We start from the raw sequence: 14,855 nt of genomic DNA, 5'->3' as shown, positions 1-14,855 counted from the left end.
CCTTTTACCCGGGCGCCATCCTCGCACAAGCGGCGCGGGCTTCACATCCCTTTACCAATCGTTACACCTCCCCCATGCGCTCTGTGATCTTCGATCTCGACGGCACATTAGCCGATACTTCCGCCGACCTCGTGGCGGCGGCGAACAGCTGTTTTCGCCGCCTCGGCCTTGGCGATCTCCTCGACCCCGCGCGCGACGCCGCGACCGCCCTCCGCGGCGGCAAGGCCATGCTGCGATTAGGCTTTTCGCGGGTGGAGGGCTTTGGCGACACGGCGGTGGAGGAGGAATATCCCCTGCTGATCGAGGCCTATGGCGCCGCGCTCGCCGTCCATTCGCGCCTCTATCCGGGCGCGGTGGAGGCCGCCCAAGCGCTCCGCGCCGCCGGCTACACGCTCGCCATCTGCACCAACAAGCCCGAGGGGCTCGCGGTGCGGCTTATGGAGGAACTCGGCGAGGCGGAAACCTTCGGCCCCATCGTCGGCGCCGACACGCTCGCCGCCCGCAAGCCCGACCCGGCGCCCTTCCACGAGGCCGTGGCCCGCGCCGGCGGCACGGCGGGCCGGGCCTGCCTCGTCGGCGACAGCGTCACCGACCGCGAGACGGCCCGCGCCGCTCAGGCGCCGTCGCTCCTCGTCACCTTTGGCCCCGCGGGCGGCGACATGGCGGCGCTCCAGCCCGAGGCTCTGGTGCCGAGCTTCGCCGCGCTGCCCGCCCTCGTAGAGGAGCTCTCCCTATGACCGATCCCGAGCGCTTCACCGGCAATTTCACCCAGCAGGAGCCGATCCCGGAGGAGGCGATCGAGGCGGCCCTCGCCGTCCTCCGCCATGGCCGGCTCCACCGCTACAACACCGCCCCCGGCGAGGCGGGCGAGGCGGCGCTCCTCGAGGAGGAATTCGCAGCCTTCACCGGCGCCCGCTACGCGCTCGCCCTCGCCTCGGGGGGCGTTGCCATCACCACCGCGCTCCGCGCCTTCGGCGTGAAGCCTGGAGAGCCGGTCCTCACCAACGCCTTCACGCTCGCCCCCGTGCCCGGCGCCATCGCCGCCGTCGGCGCGCGGCCAGTGTTCGTCGAGGTGACGGAGGATCTCGTCATCGACCTCGCCGACCTCGCCGCCAAGGCGGGGCAGGCAAAGGTCCTCCTCCTCTCCCACATGCGCGGCCATATCGCCGATATGGAGGCGCTGATGGCGGTGGCGGATGCGGCCGGCCTCACCGTCATCGAGGATTGCGCCCATACGATGGGCGGCGGCTGGGGCGGTGCGCCGTCGGGCCGGCATGGGGCGATGGCCTGCTATTCGACGCAGACCTACAAGCACATGAACTCGGGGGAGGGGGGCCTCCTGACCTCCGACGACGACGAGGCCATGGCGCGGGCGATCCTGCTCTCAGGCTCCTACATGCTCTACGAGCGTCACCGGGCGCGGCCGCCGGCGGAAGTGTTCCAAGGCCTCCGCGCCGAGGTGCCCAACATCTCCGGCCGGATGGACAACCTCCGCGCCGCGATCCTCCGGCCGCAGCTCAGGGCGCTGCCGGCGCAGGTGGCGCGCTGGAACGAGCGCTATGGGGTGATGGAGGCGGGGCTGGCCGAAACGCCGGGCCTGCGCCTGATCCCGCGCCCGGGGAAGGAGGCCTATGTCGGCTCCTCCTTCCAGTTCCAGCTGCCGGGCTGGGCGCCCCCGGCCATCGAGGCGCTGGTCGCACGCTCCGCGGCGCGCGGTGTCGAGCTCAAGTGGTTCGGCGCGGCGGAGCCGGTCGGCTTCACCTCGCGCTACAGCCACTGGGGCTACGCCAGCCCGCCGCGCCTGCCGCAGACCGATGCGGCGCTCGCCGGCCTCGTCGATCTGCGCCTGCCGCTGACCTTCTCGCTGGAAGACGTCGCCCAGATCGCCCGCATCATCCGCGCCGAGGTCGGGGCGTTGTGGCAGGCGGGGGTGGGGCCGGTGTCGCCGGGCTGAAGCCCGGCCTACGGGGCGCGCCGCCTCATGCCGGCGCCTCCGCCCCCATGTCTTTGCTCCAAAGAAATCCTCGGGGGGAGTCGCCAAAGGCGACGGGGGGCAGACAGCCCCCCGGTCCCCGATATCAACCTGGACAGACGCTGCCGCGGAAGCCCCAAAATTCTTCGCAGAAGAATTTTGCCCCCCGAACCTCACTCCGCCGCGATGGCGGCGCCGTTCCGGCGGATGCGATCCTCGATCTCGCCGCGGAAGTTGCGGATCAGGCCCTGGATCGGCCAGGCGGCGGCATCGCCGAGGGCGCAGATCGTGTGGCCTTCGACCTGCTTCGTCACCTCGAAGAGCATGTCGATCTCCTCGATCGCCGCCTCGCCCTTCACCAGCCGCTCCATGACGCGCATCATCCAGCCGGTACCTTCCCGGCAGGGGGTGCATTGCCCGCAGCTCTCGTGCTTGTAGAACTTCGCCAGCCGCCAGATCGCCTTCACGATGTCGACCGAGCGGTCCATCACGATCACCGCCGCCGTGCCGAGGCCCGAGCCGAGCTCGCCGCGGAGGTAATCGAAATCCATGATCGCATCGGGCATCAGCTCGCCCCGCACCACCGGCACGGAGGAGCCGCCGGGGATGACCGCCTGCAGGTTCTCCCAGCCGCCGCGGATGCCGCCGCAATGGGTCTCGATCAGCTCGCGGAAGGTGATCGACATCTCCTCTTCCACCACGCAGGGGTTGTTCACATGGCCGGAGATGGCGAAGAGCTTCGTGCCGGCGTTGTTCTGCCGCCCGAAGCCGGAGAACCAGCTCGCCCCGCGCCGCAGGATCGTCGGAGCCACGGCGATGCTCTCGACGTTGTTCACCGTCGTCGGACAGCCGTAGAGACCGGCGCCGGCGGGGAAGGGGGGCTTCATGCGCGGCATGCCCTTCTTGCCCTCGAGGCTCTCGAGCAGCGCCGTCTCTTCCCCGCAGATATAGGCGCCGGCGCCATGATGCAGGTAGAGGTCGAAGTCCCAGCCGGAGCCGGCGGCATTGGCGCCGAGGAGCCCCGCGTCATAGCATTCGTCGATCGCGGCCTGCAGGGCCTCGCGCTCGCGGATGTACTCACCGCGGAGGTAGATATAGGCCGCATGGGCGTTCATCGCGAAGCTGGCGATCAGGCAGCCCTCGATCAGCGTATGCGGATCGTGGCGCATGATCTCCCGGTCCTTGCAGGTGCCGGGCTCCGATTCGTCGGCATTCACCACGAGATAGGACGGGCGGCCGTCCGATTCCTTCGGCATGAAGGACCATTTGAGCCCCGTGGGGAAGCCGGCGCCGCCGCGACCGCGGAGGCCCGAGGCCTTCATCTCTTCCACGATCCAGTCGCGGCCCTTCTGGATGATGCCGGCGGTGCCGTCCCAGTGGCCGCGCTTCTTCGCGCCCGCGAGGGTCCGCTCGTGCATGCCATAGAGATTGGTGAAGATCCGGTCTTCGTCCTTCAGCATCGCTGCCTCACTCGTCGCGGCCGAGCCGCCAGGCTCGCCAGGTCATCCAGAGCCCGAGGCCGAAGCCGGCCAGGGCGAAGAGATCGAGGAGCGCGCGGATGCGGGTCGGCCATCCGGCTTGCGCCCCTGCGAAGTTCACAATGATCCAATAGAGCCCCGTTCCGGCCATCACAAGGGCCGCCGCCCGCGCGGCGCGGCCGCGCGCCTGAAGCCGCTTTTCCTCAGATGTCATCCCGGCGCTCCAGCGCCGCCTCGACCTCTCCCATGGGGGCGGAAGTCTCGAGCGGAATGCCGGTGGTGGAGCCCTTGGGGCCAAGGGGCGCCGCGCCGCGGCAGAAGAGCCAGAGGAAGGCGCCGGAGAGGAGGAGGGCGGAGCCGAGGCCGATGGCCACGGCCAGCCCCCAGCCGGTGGGGCCGAGCCCCAGGATCAGGCAGAAAAGCAGCCCGCCGGCGCCGCCCGCGCCGAGGCAGGCGCCCCGGCAGCGGCGCTTGTCGGCGGCGCTCAGCGTGGCGGCGGGAGCAGCGCTCTGGCCGGGCTGGCTCATGCGCCGGCCGGGCCCTTCATCAGCATCTGCGCCTGGCTCACCCAGTCGTCACGCTCGATGCGCCCCTTGAAGGAGAGGCGATTGTCGACCCAGGCGATCTCCGCCGGGCCCCAGGCGGCGATCTGCGCGTAATGCCAGATGCCGAGATCGTGGAGCATGCCCTCGAGCTTCGGCCCGACGCCGGAGATCTTCTTGAGGTCGTCCGCCCCACCTTCGCGGGCGGCGTCGAGGCGCTCGGGCTCGGCCTCGGGCGTCTCGCCCTCGGTCTGCACCGTGGTGCTCTCGCCCTCCTCGACATCGGGGACCTCCTCGGCGACCGGCTGGTCGACGATATCGGCCGGCTGGCCGGGGTCATCCTCGTCGCGCTCCGGCTGGGTGCCGGGGGCCTGGGTCTCGGTCGCCTCGCCGGGCGTCTCCGGCTCGGCCGGCTCGTCGGCGGCGCGCCAGGGCGTGGTCAGCGGCACTTCGGTGCCGTCGATGCGCTTGAGCGTGTCGCCGATGTCGCGGGCGAGGGTGACGGAGGCGTTGGCCTCCATCCTGCCGTCTTCCCACGCCGTCAGCGAGGTGAGGCCCGAGGCCGGCTCGGCGGCATAGCGGCCGTTCTGCGGGCCGGGGGCCGGCACCTTGCCGGCGGCCATGTCATCGAGGAGCGCGGCGAGCCCGTCGGTCGTCAGATCCTCGTAGTAATCCTTGCCGATCTGGGCCATGGGCGCGTTGGCGCAGGCGCCGAGGCACTCGACCTCCTCCCAGGAGAACTTGCCGTCGTCAGAGAGCTGATGCGGTGCGGGGGCGATCTTTTCCTTGCAGACGGCCATCAGGTCTTCGGCGCCGCAGATCATGCAGGAGAGCGTCCCGCAGATCTGCACATGGGCGACGGAGCCCACGGGCTGAAGCTGGAACATGAAGTAGAAGGTCGCGACCTCGAGGGCGCGGATATAGGGCATGCCGAGCATCTCGGCGACGCCCTCGATGGCCGGGCGGGTCAGCCAGCCCTCCTGCTCCTGGGCGCGCCACAGGAGCGGGATGATGGCAGAGGCCTGGCGGCCTTCGGGATATTTGGAAATCTGCGCCTCGGCCCAGGCCTGGTTCGCCTCTGTGAAGGCAAAGCTCTCGGGCTGGTCGGGGGACAAACGTCTCAGCATGGGGTTGGCTCCGCTCCTCGGGCCGCGGATGGGGCCGCGGGTGGCCGGTGGGGCTGCATGTGCCAGCCCCGCCGGCCGGTGTCAAATGCGCGTGTCAAATGCGCGTGTGACGTGGCCGTGTCAACGCGCTGCCTGTCAGATGCAGGAGGACGAGATGACGCGGATCGCGCCCTCGCCGGAGAGCTCCGCCCGGCCGCTCGAGACGAGCTGCTCGGTGACGACGCGCAGCTCTTCGGTGGTCAGCCCGGCGGAGACGAGGACCGAATCGACATTGGCCGCGGTGAGCACGCAGCCCTGCGCCTCGATCGCCGTGACCAGCCGGTCCTCGGCGCTCGACGGCATCGCCGGCACCTCGGGCGCGGGGGCCGAGGCATTGCCCGCCCCGGCGCCGCGGCCGATGCCGAAGAGCCCGGGATTGAACTCCACGAGGGGGGACGTCTGGTCGGGCCCGCCCGTGACCCGGTCGGGGTTGACGGAACAGCCCGCGAGGGCGGCCCCCGCGATCAGGGCCATCGTCAGTCTCTTGCCTGCCATGTCTTGCCTCCGGTCTGGATGTTGCTTGGCCGCAGTTTCCCCGGCGGGGCGGGCGGTTGCAAGGGGGCGTCAGGCGCAGGTGCTCAGCCCGATGATGGCGTTGTCGTCGTCATAGGTGAAGAGCTCGGTCTCGAGCTGGCCCATGCCGACCTGCACGAGGTTGGACCCGTAATCGGCGGCGACGAGCGGGATGTCCCGCGCCGGCATGTCCGTCCGCGCCAGCGCCTGGGTGCCGGCCCAGTATTCGAAGCGCAGCATGTCCGCCTCCGAGTCGGTGACGGGGATGTCGCAATCATATGCCGGCAGGATCGCGGCGAGCTGGGCGCCATAGGCGCGCTGCGGCGTCTCGTAAAAGAGCACCCGGGCGATGGCGGCGCCCTCGGGCGTGAGCTCGGGATAGAGCTCGGCATCGCTGAGCGAGGCGATGAAATCGGCCTCGGTGGCGCCGGGGCCGATGAGCACCTCGGCGCCGAAGGCCTCGGCCTCGGCCTCGGTCGTCGTCGCCGCGTCGGGGTCGGGCATCGTCTGGAGCTCGGGGGAGGTTTCAGCCTCCGTGGCCGCTTCCGCCGCCGGGTCGGCGGCCCCCTCGGGCGGCATCTCGCAGGCGGCGAGCAGAGGCAGAAGGGCGAGGGCGGCGGTCAATCTCATCGCTGAAATCCTTATGGAGGCTTCTCCGGCAGACGCGGCAATTGCGCCCGGGGCCAGAGGATCACGGAGGGGCAGGGCGCGGCAAGGGGTAGATGGTGGCGCGGTGCTTGGGGGAGGGTGGGCTTTGTCCCACCGCCCGTTCTCAACCGGCGCCACGCCCGCACGCCGGCCCGTGGGATGGCGCACCGGCGCCCGAAGCGGAGCACTTTATGGTGCAACCAACCTCCCCACCCCGAGCGAAGTACCAAGCTCAGCCAGAGCGCCAGCCCGCGGGGACGGGCCGGCGCTGGCGCGGCGGCCTGCGGCCTTGATTCCGCGCGGGGGGACAGGGGATGACGGCGCACCCGGGCGTAGGGTGGGTTTGCAACCCACCGCCCGCTCTCGACCCGGCGCTCCCGCGATGATCCCGTCTCGTCGCCGGCGGCACCTTCGGCGCCGGCGCACCGCCCTAGCGGTCGACCTCGCCGAAGACGATGTCGAGCGAGCCGAGGATGGCGGAGACATCGGCGAGCTGGTGGCCGGTGCAGATGTAATCCATCGCCTGCAGATGCAGGAAGCCGGGCGCGCGCAGCTTGGCGCGGTAGGGCTTGTTGGTGCCGTCCGCCACCAGATAGACGCCGAACTCGCCCTTCGGCGCTTCGACAGCCGCATAGATCTCGCCCTCGGGCACGTGGAAGCCTTCGGTATAGAGCTTGAAGTGGTGGATGAGGGCCTCCATCGAGGTCTTCATCTCCGCCCGCTTCGGCGGCGCCAGCTTGCCGCGGGCGAGCACCTCGCCCGGCTCGGCGCGCAGCTTCTCGATCGCCTGTAGCATGATCTTCACGCTCTCGCGCATCTCGGCCACGCGGCAGAGATAGCGGTCGTAGCAATCGCCGTTCTTGCCGACGGGGATCTGGAAGTCGAACTCGTCATAGCACTCATAGGGCTGCGCGCGGCGCAGGTCCCAGGCGAGGCCGGAGCCGCGGACCATGACGCCCGAGAAGCCGAAGTTCTGGATGTCTTCTTCCGTGACGATTCCGATGTCGACGTTGCGCTGCTTGAAGATGCGGTTCTCGGTGACGAGATCGCTGAGATCGTCGAGGAAGCCGGGGAACTCGCCGCACCAGGTCTCGATGTCGTCGATCAGCTCCGGCGTCAGATCCTGATGGACCCCGCCGGGGCGGAAATAGGCGGCGTGGAGCCGCGCGCCCGAGGCCCGCTCGTAGAAGACCATGAGCTTCTCGCGCTCCTCGAAACCCCAGAGGGGCGGCGTCAGCGCGCCGACGTCGAGCGCCTGCGTGGTGACGTTGAGGAGGTGATTGAGGATCCGACCGATCTCGCAATAGAGCACGCGGATCAGAGAGGCCCGCCGCGGGATCTCGGTGCCGGTCAGCCGCTCGATGGCGAGGCACCAGGCATGCTCCTGGTTCATCGTGCCGACATAGTCGAGCCGGTCGAAATAGGGCAGGTTCTGCAGGTAGGTGCGGCTCTCCATCAGCTTCTCGGTGCCGCGGTGCAGGAGGCCGATATGCGGATCGCAGCGCTCGACGATCTCGCCGTCAAGCTCCAGTACCAGGCGCAGCACCCCGTGCGCCGCAGGGTGCTGCGGGCCGAAGTTGATGTTGAAGTTGCGGATCTGCTGCTCGCCGGTCCGCGCGTCCTCGAAGCCCTTGGCGCCGTCCATCATTTCGCCTCCGATTTCTCGTCGCCGGGCAGCACGTATTTCGCCCCCTCCCAGGGAGAGAGGAAATCGAACTGCCGGTATTCCTGAACAAGCGTCACCGGCTCGTAGACGACGCGCTTCTGCGCCTCGTCATAGCGGACCTCGACATAGCCTGTTGTCGGGAAGTCCTTGCGCAGCGGATGACCGCGGAAGCCGTAGTCGGTGAGGATGCGCCGCAGGTCCGGATGGCCGGTGAAGATGATGCCGAACATGTCGAACACCTCCCGCTCGAACCAGTCGGCGGAGGGGTGGATCTCGGTCAGCGAGGGCAGCATCTCGTCCTCGTGGACGGCGACCTTCACGCGGATCCGCTGGTTCTGGTACATCGACAGGAAGTGGTAGACCACGTCGAACCGGGCGGCGCGGCCCGGGTGGTCGACGGCGGTGATGTCGACGAGCGAGGTGAAGCGGCAGGTCTGGTCCGTCTTCAGGAACTCGGCGAAGGCGATGAGCTCGGAGGCCGGGATGGTCAGCGTCAGCTCGCCATAGGCGATGACCTGCGAGAGCACCGCATCGGGGCGCTTCATCTCGATATGGGCGGCGAGGTCTTCCATCGCTTACCTCTTGATCGTGCCGGTGCGGCGAATTTTGCGGGAGAGCTGCAGGATGCCGTAGAGAAGCGCCTCGGCCGTCGGCGGGCAGCCGGGGACGTAGACATCCACGGGCACGATCCGGTCGCAGCCGCGCACGACGCTGTAGCTGTAGTGATAATAGCCGCCGCCATTGGCGCAGGAGCCCATGGAGATCACGTAGCGCGGCTCGGGCATCTGGTCGTAGACCTTGCGGAGCGCCGGGGCCATCTTGTTGGTCAGCGTGCCGGCGACGATCATCAGGTCCGACTGCCGGGGCGAGGCGCGGGGCGCGGTGCCGAAGCGCTCGATATCGTAGCGCGGCATCGAGGAATGCATCATCTCGATCGCGCAGCAGGCGAGGCCGAAGGTCATCCAGTGCAGCGAGCCGGTGCGCGCCCAGTTGATGACATCGGCGGTGGAGGTGACGAGGAAGCCCCGGTCCTGCAATTCGCGGTTGAGGGCCTGGGTTGCGACCTCGTTGTCGCCGCCGGCATCATAGGCCGCGAGGCTGGAGGGGCCGGTCTTGACGCGGGGGGTCTGGCTGCCCTCGCCCTGGACCTCGGTGACGCTTGCGTCTGTGGTCTCGGCCATGGGGGATCCTCGCTGAAGGTCGCTGGGGTGGCGGTTGGCCTGACCTAACCCCGCCGCAGGGCAGCGTCAACGGCGGCCGGGCCGGCCTGAGCCACGGCGCGCGGCGCTCGCCTGCGGCAATCGCCCCGCCCGCCGTCCCCGCCGTGCCGCAGCCGGGCCGGGGCCGTGCCGGGGCGCAGGCTCAGTCGAGATGCCGCGCCACCTCCGGTATCTCCCGGATGATCTGCCACCAGCGGCCGAGCGGCGTGCCGGGCGCGAGGATCTCCGCCCCCTCCGGCAGCGCGGCGAGGCAGTTCGCCATGGGGGCGGCGAGGCAGTCGGCGAGCGAGGGCGCCGCCGTCTCCGCCAGGAAGGGGCCGGCGCTGTCGTTGAGCGCATCGCGCAGGGTGAGGGCGGCGGCGCGGTGGCGGGCCATCTCGCCCGCCGGCTTGCGCCCGTCGCGGCCCATGTAGAGGCCCCACACCCAATGCGGATAGGCCTGAGCGTCCATCAGCGCGGCGACGAGATGGACGCGGGCGGCGCCGAGCGCATCCTCCGGTACCAGCGGCGGGCCGGCAAAGGCGGCATCGACATAGGCGAGGATGGCGCGGCTCTCGTAGAGCGTGACGGTGCCATGCCGGAAAGCCGGCATCTTGCCGAAGGGGCTGATCTCGCGGAACCACTCGGCCTGCGGCCGGGCGAAGGCATCGACCTCGTGCAGCCGGTGGGCGACGCCCTTGAGGCTCAGCCCGATGCGGACAGCCTGGACATAGACGCTGGAAGGTGCCCCGTAGACGACGGGATCGCCGCCGGAGCTGTCACCCGGGCCGTCATCGGGAGAGGATCCCGGTGCGGGATCACTCCCACTCAAGCGCGCCCTTCTTCCACTCATAGGCGAAGCCGATGGTCAGGACGGCGAGGAACACCATCATCGACCAGAAGGCGGCGTCGGAGATGAAGGCGAAGGAGGTCGCCCAGGGGAAGAGGAAGGCCACTTCGAGATCGAAGATGATGAAGAGGATGGAGACGAGGTAGAACCGCACGTCGAACTTCATCCGCGCATCGTCGAAGGCGTTGAAGCCGCATTCATAGGCGGAGACCTTCTCGGGATCCGGGTTGCGCACGGCGAGGACCACCGCGGCGAGGATCAGGATGCCGCCGACCGCGACCGCGAGGCCGAGGAAGATGAGGATCGGCAGGTATTCGGAAAGCAGGAATTCCAAGGCGGCCTCCATGGCTGATGGGGGCAGGAATAGGCCCGGGGGCAGGCAGGGTCAACGGGGGGCTGGCCGCCCATGGCCGGTGCCGAGGGCCAGGCGATTGAGGCGAGGGCAGGCGTGGGGACCAGCCCCGTCGCCATTGGTGCTTAAACCAATGGCGCACTCCACGGCGACCTCGGCGGGTCTTTGGAGAAAAGCGAGGGGAAGGCGGGCGGCGCTCACAGGGGCGTCGGGCGGGAGTTGCGGGGTCGGAGGAGACCTCGCGGGGCGCGCGCCGTCAGTCGGTGATGCCCCATTTCGCCTGGTTGGCCTCGATGGCGCGGATGCGGTCGGGGGTCTTGGGGTGGCTCATCATCCAGGCGGGCATGGCGGAGCCGCTGCCGGAGAGGCGCTCCAGCTTGCCGAAGAGGCTCTTCTGCGCCGACGCGCCGATCCCCGCCTTGGCGAGGAGGGCGGTCGCATAGGCATCCGCCTCGAACTCCGCCCCGCGCGACAGGCGCGAGGTGACGAGGCCGGTGAGGAAGGCGGCGAGGCTGCCGCCGAAGCGCGGGATGAAGCGGCCTATGGTGAGCGCGAGCCCCGCCTTCAGCGCGTTCTCCACCGCGAAGGTGATCTGCCGGCGGCGGGAATGGCCCAAGGCCACATGGCCGAGCTCATGGGCGATGACCGAGGCGATCTCCTCCGCCGTCACCTCGCCGCGATGGAATCGCTCGAGGAAGCCGCGGGTGATGAAGATCCGCCCGTCGGGCGCCGCGAGACCGTTCACCTGCGGCACGTCATAGAGATGCACGCGGATCCGCGGCAGGTCGAGCGCCGCCGCCATCCGGTTCAGCACCGGGCGGAGGCGCGGCTCCACCAGCTCCACCGAGCGGGCGTCAAGCTCCCGCGCCGTCCGCCAGACGGAGAAGCGCCAGACGAGCAGGCCCCAGGCCAGCGCGGCGATGAAGGGAAGGAAACGCCAGAGCATGGGATCAATATGGGGGCGCGGGGCTCATCGCGCCAGACGCGACATGCCCGCCGTCAGCCCGTCCAGCGTCAGTGGCACCATGCGGCCCTCGCCGAGGAGCGCGCGGATCATGCCGATGCTCTGCGTGTACTCCCAGGCCTCGGCGCGCACTGGGTTGATCCAGAGGTGCTCCGGCCAGTGCTCGAAAGCGCGGCGCAGCCAGGTCTCGCCGCTCTCGTCGTTCCAGTGCTCGCTGGCGCCGCCGGGCAGGGCGATCTCGTAGGGGGACATCGAGGCATCGCCGACGAAGATCGCCCGCCAGTCGGCGCCGTAGCGGCGGAGAAGGTTCCGCGTCGGGATCTGCTCCTGCCAGCGGCGGGCATTGTCGCGCCAGACGCCCTCGTAGAGGCAATTGTGGAAATAGACCTGCTCGAGATGGGAAAAGGCGCTGCGGGCGGCCGAGAAGAGCTCGGAGACCCTTGTGACATGCGCATCCATCGAGCCGCCGACATCGAGGAAGAGCAGCACCTTGACGGCGTTCCGCCGCTCGGGCCGGGTCTGCACGTCGAGCCAGCCCTGCCGGGCGGTGGCGCGGATGGTGCCGGCCATGTCGAGCTCTTCCGCCGCACCGTCGCGGGCCCAGAGGCGCAGCCGGCGGAGCGCCACCTGCATCGCCCGCGTGCCGATGGGCGCGTCGCCGTCGAGGTCGCGAAAGGCGCGCTGGTCCCAGACCTTGGCGGCAGAGAGGCGGCGGCTGCCCTCCTGGCCGATGCGCACGCCCTCGGGATTGTCGCCATAGGCGCCGAAGGGCGAGGTGCCGGCGGTGCCGACCCATTTGCTGCCGCCCTCGTGGCGCCCCTCCTGCTCCGCGAGGCGCTGGCGAAGCGTCTCCATCAGTGCCTCAAAGCCGCCGGAGGTGGCGAGCGCCGCCCGTTCCTCGGGGGTGAGGTAAAGCTCCGCCTGACGCTCCAGCCAGCCGGGGGGCAGGTCGAGCGCCTCGAGCACGGCGGCCGCCGGAATCGCCTCCAGCCCGCCGAAGCTGGCGGCGAAGACGCGGTCGAACCTGTCGATATGCCGCTCGTCCTTCACCAGCGCCGCGCGGGCGAGGTGGTAGAAGGCGTCGATGTCGTAGAGCGCGAGGCCGGCGCGGAGCGCGGCGAGCCAGGTCAGGTGCTCCCGCAGAGACACCGGCACCCCTGCTTCGCGCAACGCGCCGAAGAAGGGGAGGAACATGGCTCAGGTGCCGGAGCGGACGAGGATGATGAGAAGGACCGTCCCGAGGACGAAGCCGATCATCCCCCAGACCGCGCCCCATTGCGCCATGTCCTTGCCGACGCCGCCGCGCAGGCGGGCGGCGAGGACGCCGGCGACGATGCCGATAAGAAGGCCGCCGAGGGAAAAGTACATGGGGTCACCCGCTGATCTAACCGCTGACGGCGGGGCTCAGCCCCTCGATCTCAGAAAGCCGCGCCCGGACGGTGCTGTCGGCGCCGTAGCCGTATCGTGCCCAGCCGATCGTGTCCACCGTGAGCGCCTCTGCCTCTTCGGTGCGGCCGAGAAGCCGCAGGGCGGCGGCCTTCTCGGCCATGAGGAGCGCCAACAGCGCGGCATTCTCGCCGCGCTCGGCGGCGGCGATGGCGGGGGTGGTGAGGCGGAGGACCGCCTCGGCATCGCCCGAAGCCAGCGCCTGGCCGGCGAGCTGCAGCGTCACATGGGCGGCGTGGAGCGGCATGCCGGCCTCTGCGAAGATGCGCGCCGCCTCGCGGAAGGCGAGGTTCGCCGCATCGGCATCGGTGCCGAGCTCCAGCCGGCCGAGCGCATAGCGGGCGAAGCCGCGCTCCGGCGGGCCGAGGCCGGCGGCATCGGCCTCGCGCACCGCCTCGCGCGCGGCGCGGCGCCGGGCGGCGGGGGAGGCGGCGGAGGCGAGGGCGCTCTCGATCTGCGCCGCCCAGCCGGGCGGCGTGGCGGGCAGGAGCGCGCCGCCCGCCCGCTCGCCGGCCGGGTTCAGCCGGGCGAGGATGGCGGGCAGGCGGGCCGCGACCTCGGCCCGGCTCAGGCCCGAGCGCAACTCCGGCGCATAGGTGGCGCGCAGCATCAGCATGTCGAAGCCGGTCAGCACCACATGGATGTCGTCGTCGTTGAAGGTCGAATCCGGCAGGCGGTAGAGGTCGTTGAGCGGCCCCAGCGCCTGCGCCAGCTCTTCATGGAGGCAGGTGCGCACTTCCTGCGGGGCGGCATCGGCGGGGATGAAGACGGCGGCATGGGTCCGTGTCGTCAGCGTCGTCCAGTCAAGCGCCGGGCCCCGGCGGTTCTGCGTGAAAGCGGCCCAGGAGGTGACGCGCGGCACGACGAAGCAGGCGGCGCCGGGCACGGCGGCGGCCAGCGTGTCGCGGGGGACGGCCTCGACCGTGATGCTCGCCTCGGGCCCGTCGGTGCGGGTGATGTCGATCCCAGCCTCCGCCCGCAGCCGCGCGAGAAGCTCCGCGAGGTCGCGCTCCATCGTCGGCGGCGGGGTGCCGGCGAGGCGGAGCGTCACCGGCCCCTCGAAGCGGGTGAAGACCGGCAGCGCCCGGCCGCTTTCGAGCGAGAACGAGAGGTCGAGGAAGTCGCGCGCCATCTCGGCATTGCTGCGGTCCGGCGCCGCGGCGGCGCGGACGGGGAAATGCAGCATCGGCGGCAGCGAGGAGCTGGCGATGACCGGCCCGCGCGACACCTCGGCCGGCTCCGGCGACGCGCCCGGAAGGGGGGCGCAGGCGGCGAGCGCGAGCGAAAGGAGGGGGCCGGCGACGCGCATCAGGCGGGGCGCTGGTACTGGATGAAGGGCGTGAGCCTGCCGATGCGGTCGTAGAGCGTTCGCGCGGTGGCGTTGAACTCCTGCGTCATCCAGTAGACGTCGGGCGCCCCGGCCGCGTCGGCCGCCGCATAGACGGCCTCGATCAGCGCCCGGCCGACACCCGTGCCGCGGACGGCGGGGTCGGCATAGAGATCCTGCAGGTAGCAGCAGTCGCGGACGCTCCAGCAATCCTTGTGGAAGATGTAGTGGACGAGCCCGACGGGCGTGCCGCCGGCAAGGGCGAGCAGGCCCTGCATCTGCGGCTCGGCAGGGTCGGTCAGGCGGGCAAAGGTGGCGTCATGGACCTCGGGCGGCAGCTCGGTCTCGTAGAAGGCCAGATAGGCGGTCCAGAGCGCGGCCCAGGCGGCGCGGTCGCCCGGCTCGAGCGGGCGAATCTGCAGATCATCTCTCGGCATGCCTGCCTCCTTGCCTCCGGGGCGCCAGTCCCTGCGTTGGCCCTTGTGCACCGGATCTTGTCGCCCGGCTTGCTCTCGCCTCGCCCCCGTCTTCTTCTCCGATCATGCGCCAGCCGGCCGCCGGCTGCGAGCCCAATCGGCGCGAGCGGCCGGGGCAGGCGGGGCCGCGTGTCCTCAAAGCCGCGCCCCAAAACCGCCCGAAAGATGTTCAACATGTGTTTAGGCCACGCTGCTAGCGGGGCCCCGCCCCGACATGCCGGCCCGCCCTTCGCGGGCCGCCCCGAGCCTCGCCTGA

At 70.4% G+C, this 14,855-nt stretch carries 18 protein-coding genes; 2 read left to right on the top strand and 16 right to left on the bottom strand.

All coding sequences use genetic code 11. The annotated features are described in order from the left end of the window. The first annotated feature begins 74 nt into the window (after positions 1-74). Both ACAZ03_RS09590 and ACAZ03_RS09585 read left to right on the top strand, forming a co-directional pair. A complete protein-coding gene (locus ACAZ03_RS09590) occupies positions 75-737 on the top strand; it encodes an HAD-IA family hydrolase (protein ID WP_373353075.1) in 663 nt (220 codons plus the stop codon). Continuing rightward, the gene (locus ACAZ03_RS09585) at positions 734-1,954 is read left to right on the top strand and encodes a DegT/DnrJ/EryC1/StrS family aminotransferase (RefSeq protein ID WP_373353073.1); all 1,221 of its coding nucleotides are present in this window, start codon (positions 734-736) and stop codon (positions 1,952-1,954) included. The genes ACAZ03_RS09590 and ACAZ03_RS09585 overlap by 4 nt, the downstream gene beginning before the upstream one ends. Before the next feature lie 191 nt (positions 1,955-2,145). Here the strand turns inward: ACAZ03_RS09585 and nuoF are convergent, their stop codons facing one another. The 16 genes from nuoF to ACAZ03_RS09505 all read right to left on the bottom strand — a co-directional run bounded on the left by nuoF (position 2,146) and on the right by ACAZ03_RS09505 (position 14,560). After that, complete coding sequence (gene nuoF / locus ACAZ03_RS09580; protein ID WP_373353071.1) at positions 2,146-3,432, bottom strand: NADH-quinone oxidoreductase subunit NuoF; 1,287 nt, start codon at positions 3,430-3,432, stop codon at positions 2,146-2,148. 7 nt (positions 3,433-3,439) lie between these two features. Then, a complete protein-coding gene (locus tag ACAZ03_RS09575) occupies positions 3,440-3,664 on the bottom strand; it encodes a DUF5337 family protein (RefSeq protein ID WP_373353069.1) in 225 nt (74 codons plus the stop codon). After that, a complete protein-coding gene (locus ACAZ03_RS09570; protein ID WP_373353067.1) occupies positions 3,654-3,977 on the bottom strand; it encodes a hypothetical protein in 324 nt (107 codons plus the stop codon). Before ACAZ03_RS09570 ends, ACAZ03_RS09575 begins: the two co-directional genes overlap by 11 nt. Then, complete coding sequence (locus tag ACAZ03_RS09565; protein WP_373353065.1) at positions 3,974-5,119, bottom strand: NADH-quinone oxidoreductase subunit E; 1,146 nt, start codon at positions 5,117-5,119, stop codon at positions 3,974-3,976. The genes ACAZ03_RS09570 and ACAZ03_RS09565 overlap by 4 nt, the downstream gene beginning before the upstream one ends. A gap of 135 nt (positions 5,120-5,254) precedes the next feature. Beyond that, positions 5,255-5,653: a hypothetical protein gene (locus ACAZ03_RS09560; protein ID WP_373353063.1), complete on the bottom strand. Its 399-nt coding sequence runs from the start codon at positions 5,651-5,653 to the stop codon at positions 5,255-5,257. A 69-nt stretch (positions 5,654-5,722) separates the two neighbouring features. Continuing rightward, positions 5,723-6,301 carry a hypothetical protein gene (locus tag ACAZ03_RS09555; RefSeq protein ID WP_373353061.1) on the bottom strand — a complete coding sequence of 193 codons (579 nt, stop codon included), beginning with the start codon at positions 6,299-6,301 and terminating at the stop codon, positions 5,723-5,725. Between the two features lie 448 nt (positions 6,302-6,749). After that, a complete protein-coding gene (locus tag ACAZ03_RS09550) occupies positions 6,750-7,964 on the bottom strand; it encodes an NADH-quinone oxidoreductase subunit D (protein ID WP_373357063.1) in 1,215 nt (404 codons plus the stop codon). Then, positions 7,964-8,557 (bottom strand): NADH-quinone oxidoreductase subunit C, encoded by a 594-nt coding sequence (locus tag ACAZ03_RS09545; RefSeq protein WP_373353060.1) that lies wholly within the window; start codon positions 8,555-8,557, stop codon positions 7,964-7,966. The genes ACAZ03_RS09550 and ACAZ03_RS09545 overlap by 1 nt, the downstream gene beginning before the upstream one ends. Positions 8,558-8,560: 3 nt before the next feature. Next, positions 8,561-9,166, bottom strand: a complete 606-nt coding sequence (locus ACAZ03_RS09540; protein WP_373353058.1) for an NADH-quinone oxidoreductase subunit B family protein — start codon at positions 9,164-9,166, stop codon at positions 8,561-8,563. Between the two features lie 181 nt (positions 9,167-9,347). Then, on the bottom strand, positions 9,348-10,016 hold the full coding sequence (locus tag ACAZ03_RS09535) for a glutathione S-transferase family protein (protein WP_373353056.1): 669 nt from the start codon (positions 10,014-10,016) through the stop codon (positions 9,348-9,350). After that, the gene (locus ACAZ03_RS09530) at positions 10,003-10,368 is read right to left on the bottom strand and encodes an NADH-quinone oxidoreductase subunit A (protein ID WP_373353054.1); all 366 of its coding nucleotides are present in this window, start codon (positions 10,366-10,368) and stop codon (positions 10,003-10,005) included. The genes ACAZ03_RS09535 and ACAZ03_RS09530 overlap by 14 nt, the downstream gene beginning before the upstream one ends. Before the next feature lie 274 nt (positions 10,369-10,642). After that, on the bottom strand, positions 10,643-11,332 hold the full coding sequence (locus ACAZ03_RS09525; protein ID WP_373353052.1) for a M48 family metallopeptidase: 690 nt from the start codon (positions 11,330-11,332) through the stop codon (positions 10,643-10,645). Between the two features lie 24 nt (positions 11,333-11,356). Further along, a complete protein-coding gene (locus ACAZ03_RS09520; protein ID WP_373353050.1) occupies positions 11,357-12,544 on the bottom strand; it encodes a VWA domain-containing protein in 1,188 nt (395 codons plus the stop codon). 3 nt (positions 12,545-12,547) lie between these two features. Beyond that, positions 12,548-12,718 (bottom strand): hypothetical protein, encoded by a 171-nt coding sequence (locus tag ACAZ03_RS09515; RefSeq protein WP_373353048.1) that lies wholly within the window; start codon positions 12,716-12,718, stop codon positions 12,548-12,550. A gap of 16 nt (positions 12,719-12,734) precedes the next feature. After that, a complete protein-coding gene (locus ACAZ03_RS09510) occupies positions 12,735-14,105 on the bottom strand; it encodes a DUF2927 domain-containing protein (protein WP_373353046.1) in 1,371 nt (456 codons plus the stop codon). Then, on the bottom strand, positions 14,105-14,560 hold the full coding sequence (locus tag ACAZ03_RS09505; RefSeq protein WP_373353044.1) for an N-acetyltransferase family protein: 456 nt from the start codon (positions 14,558-14,560) through the stop codon (positions 14,105-14,107). The genes ACAZ03_RS09510 and ACAZ03_RS09505 overlap by 1 nt, the downstream gene beginning before the upstream one ends. Positions 14,561-14,855: the final 295 nt, after the last annotated feature.

The sequence above is a fragment of the Pseudoroseicyclus sp. CXY001 genome (genome assembly GCF_041714655.1).
Taxonomy (GTDB): Bacteria; Pseudomonadota; Alphaproteobacteria; order Rhodobacterales; family Rhodobacteraceae; genus Pseudoroseicyclus_A.
Note: the sequence above shows the minus strand (reverse complement) of the source record. Positions and strands in the feature narration are given on the sequence as shown.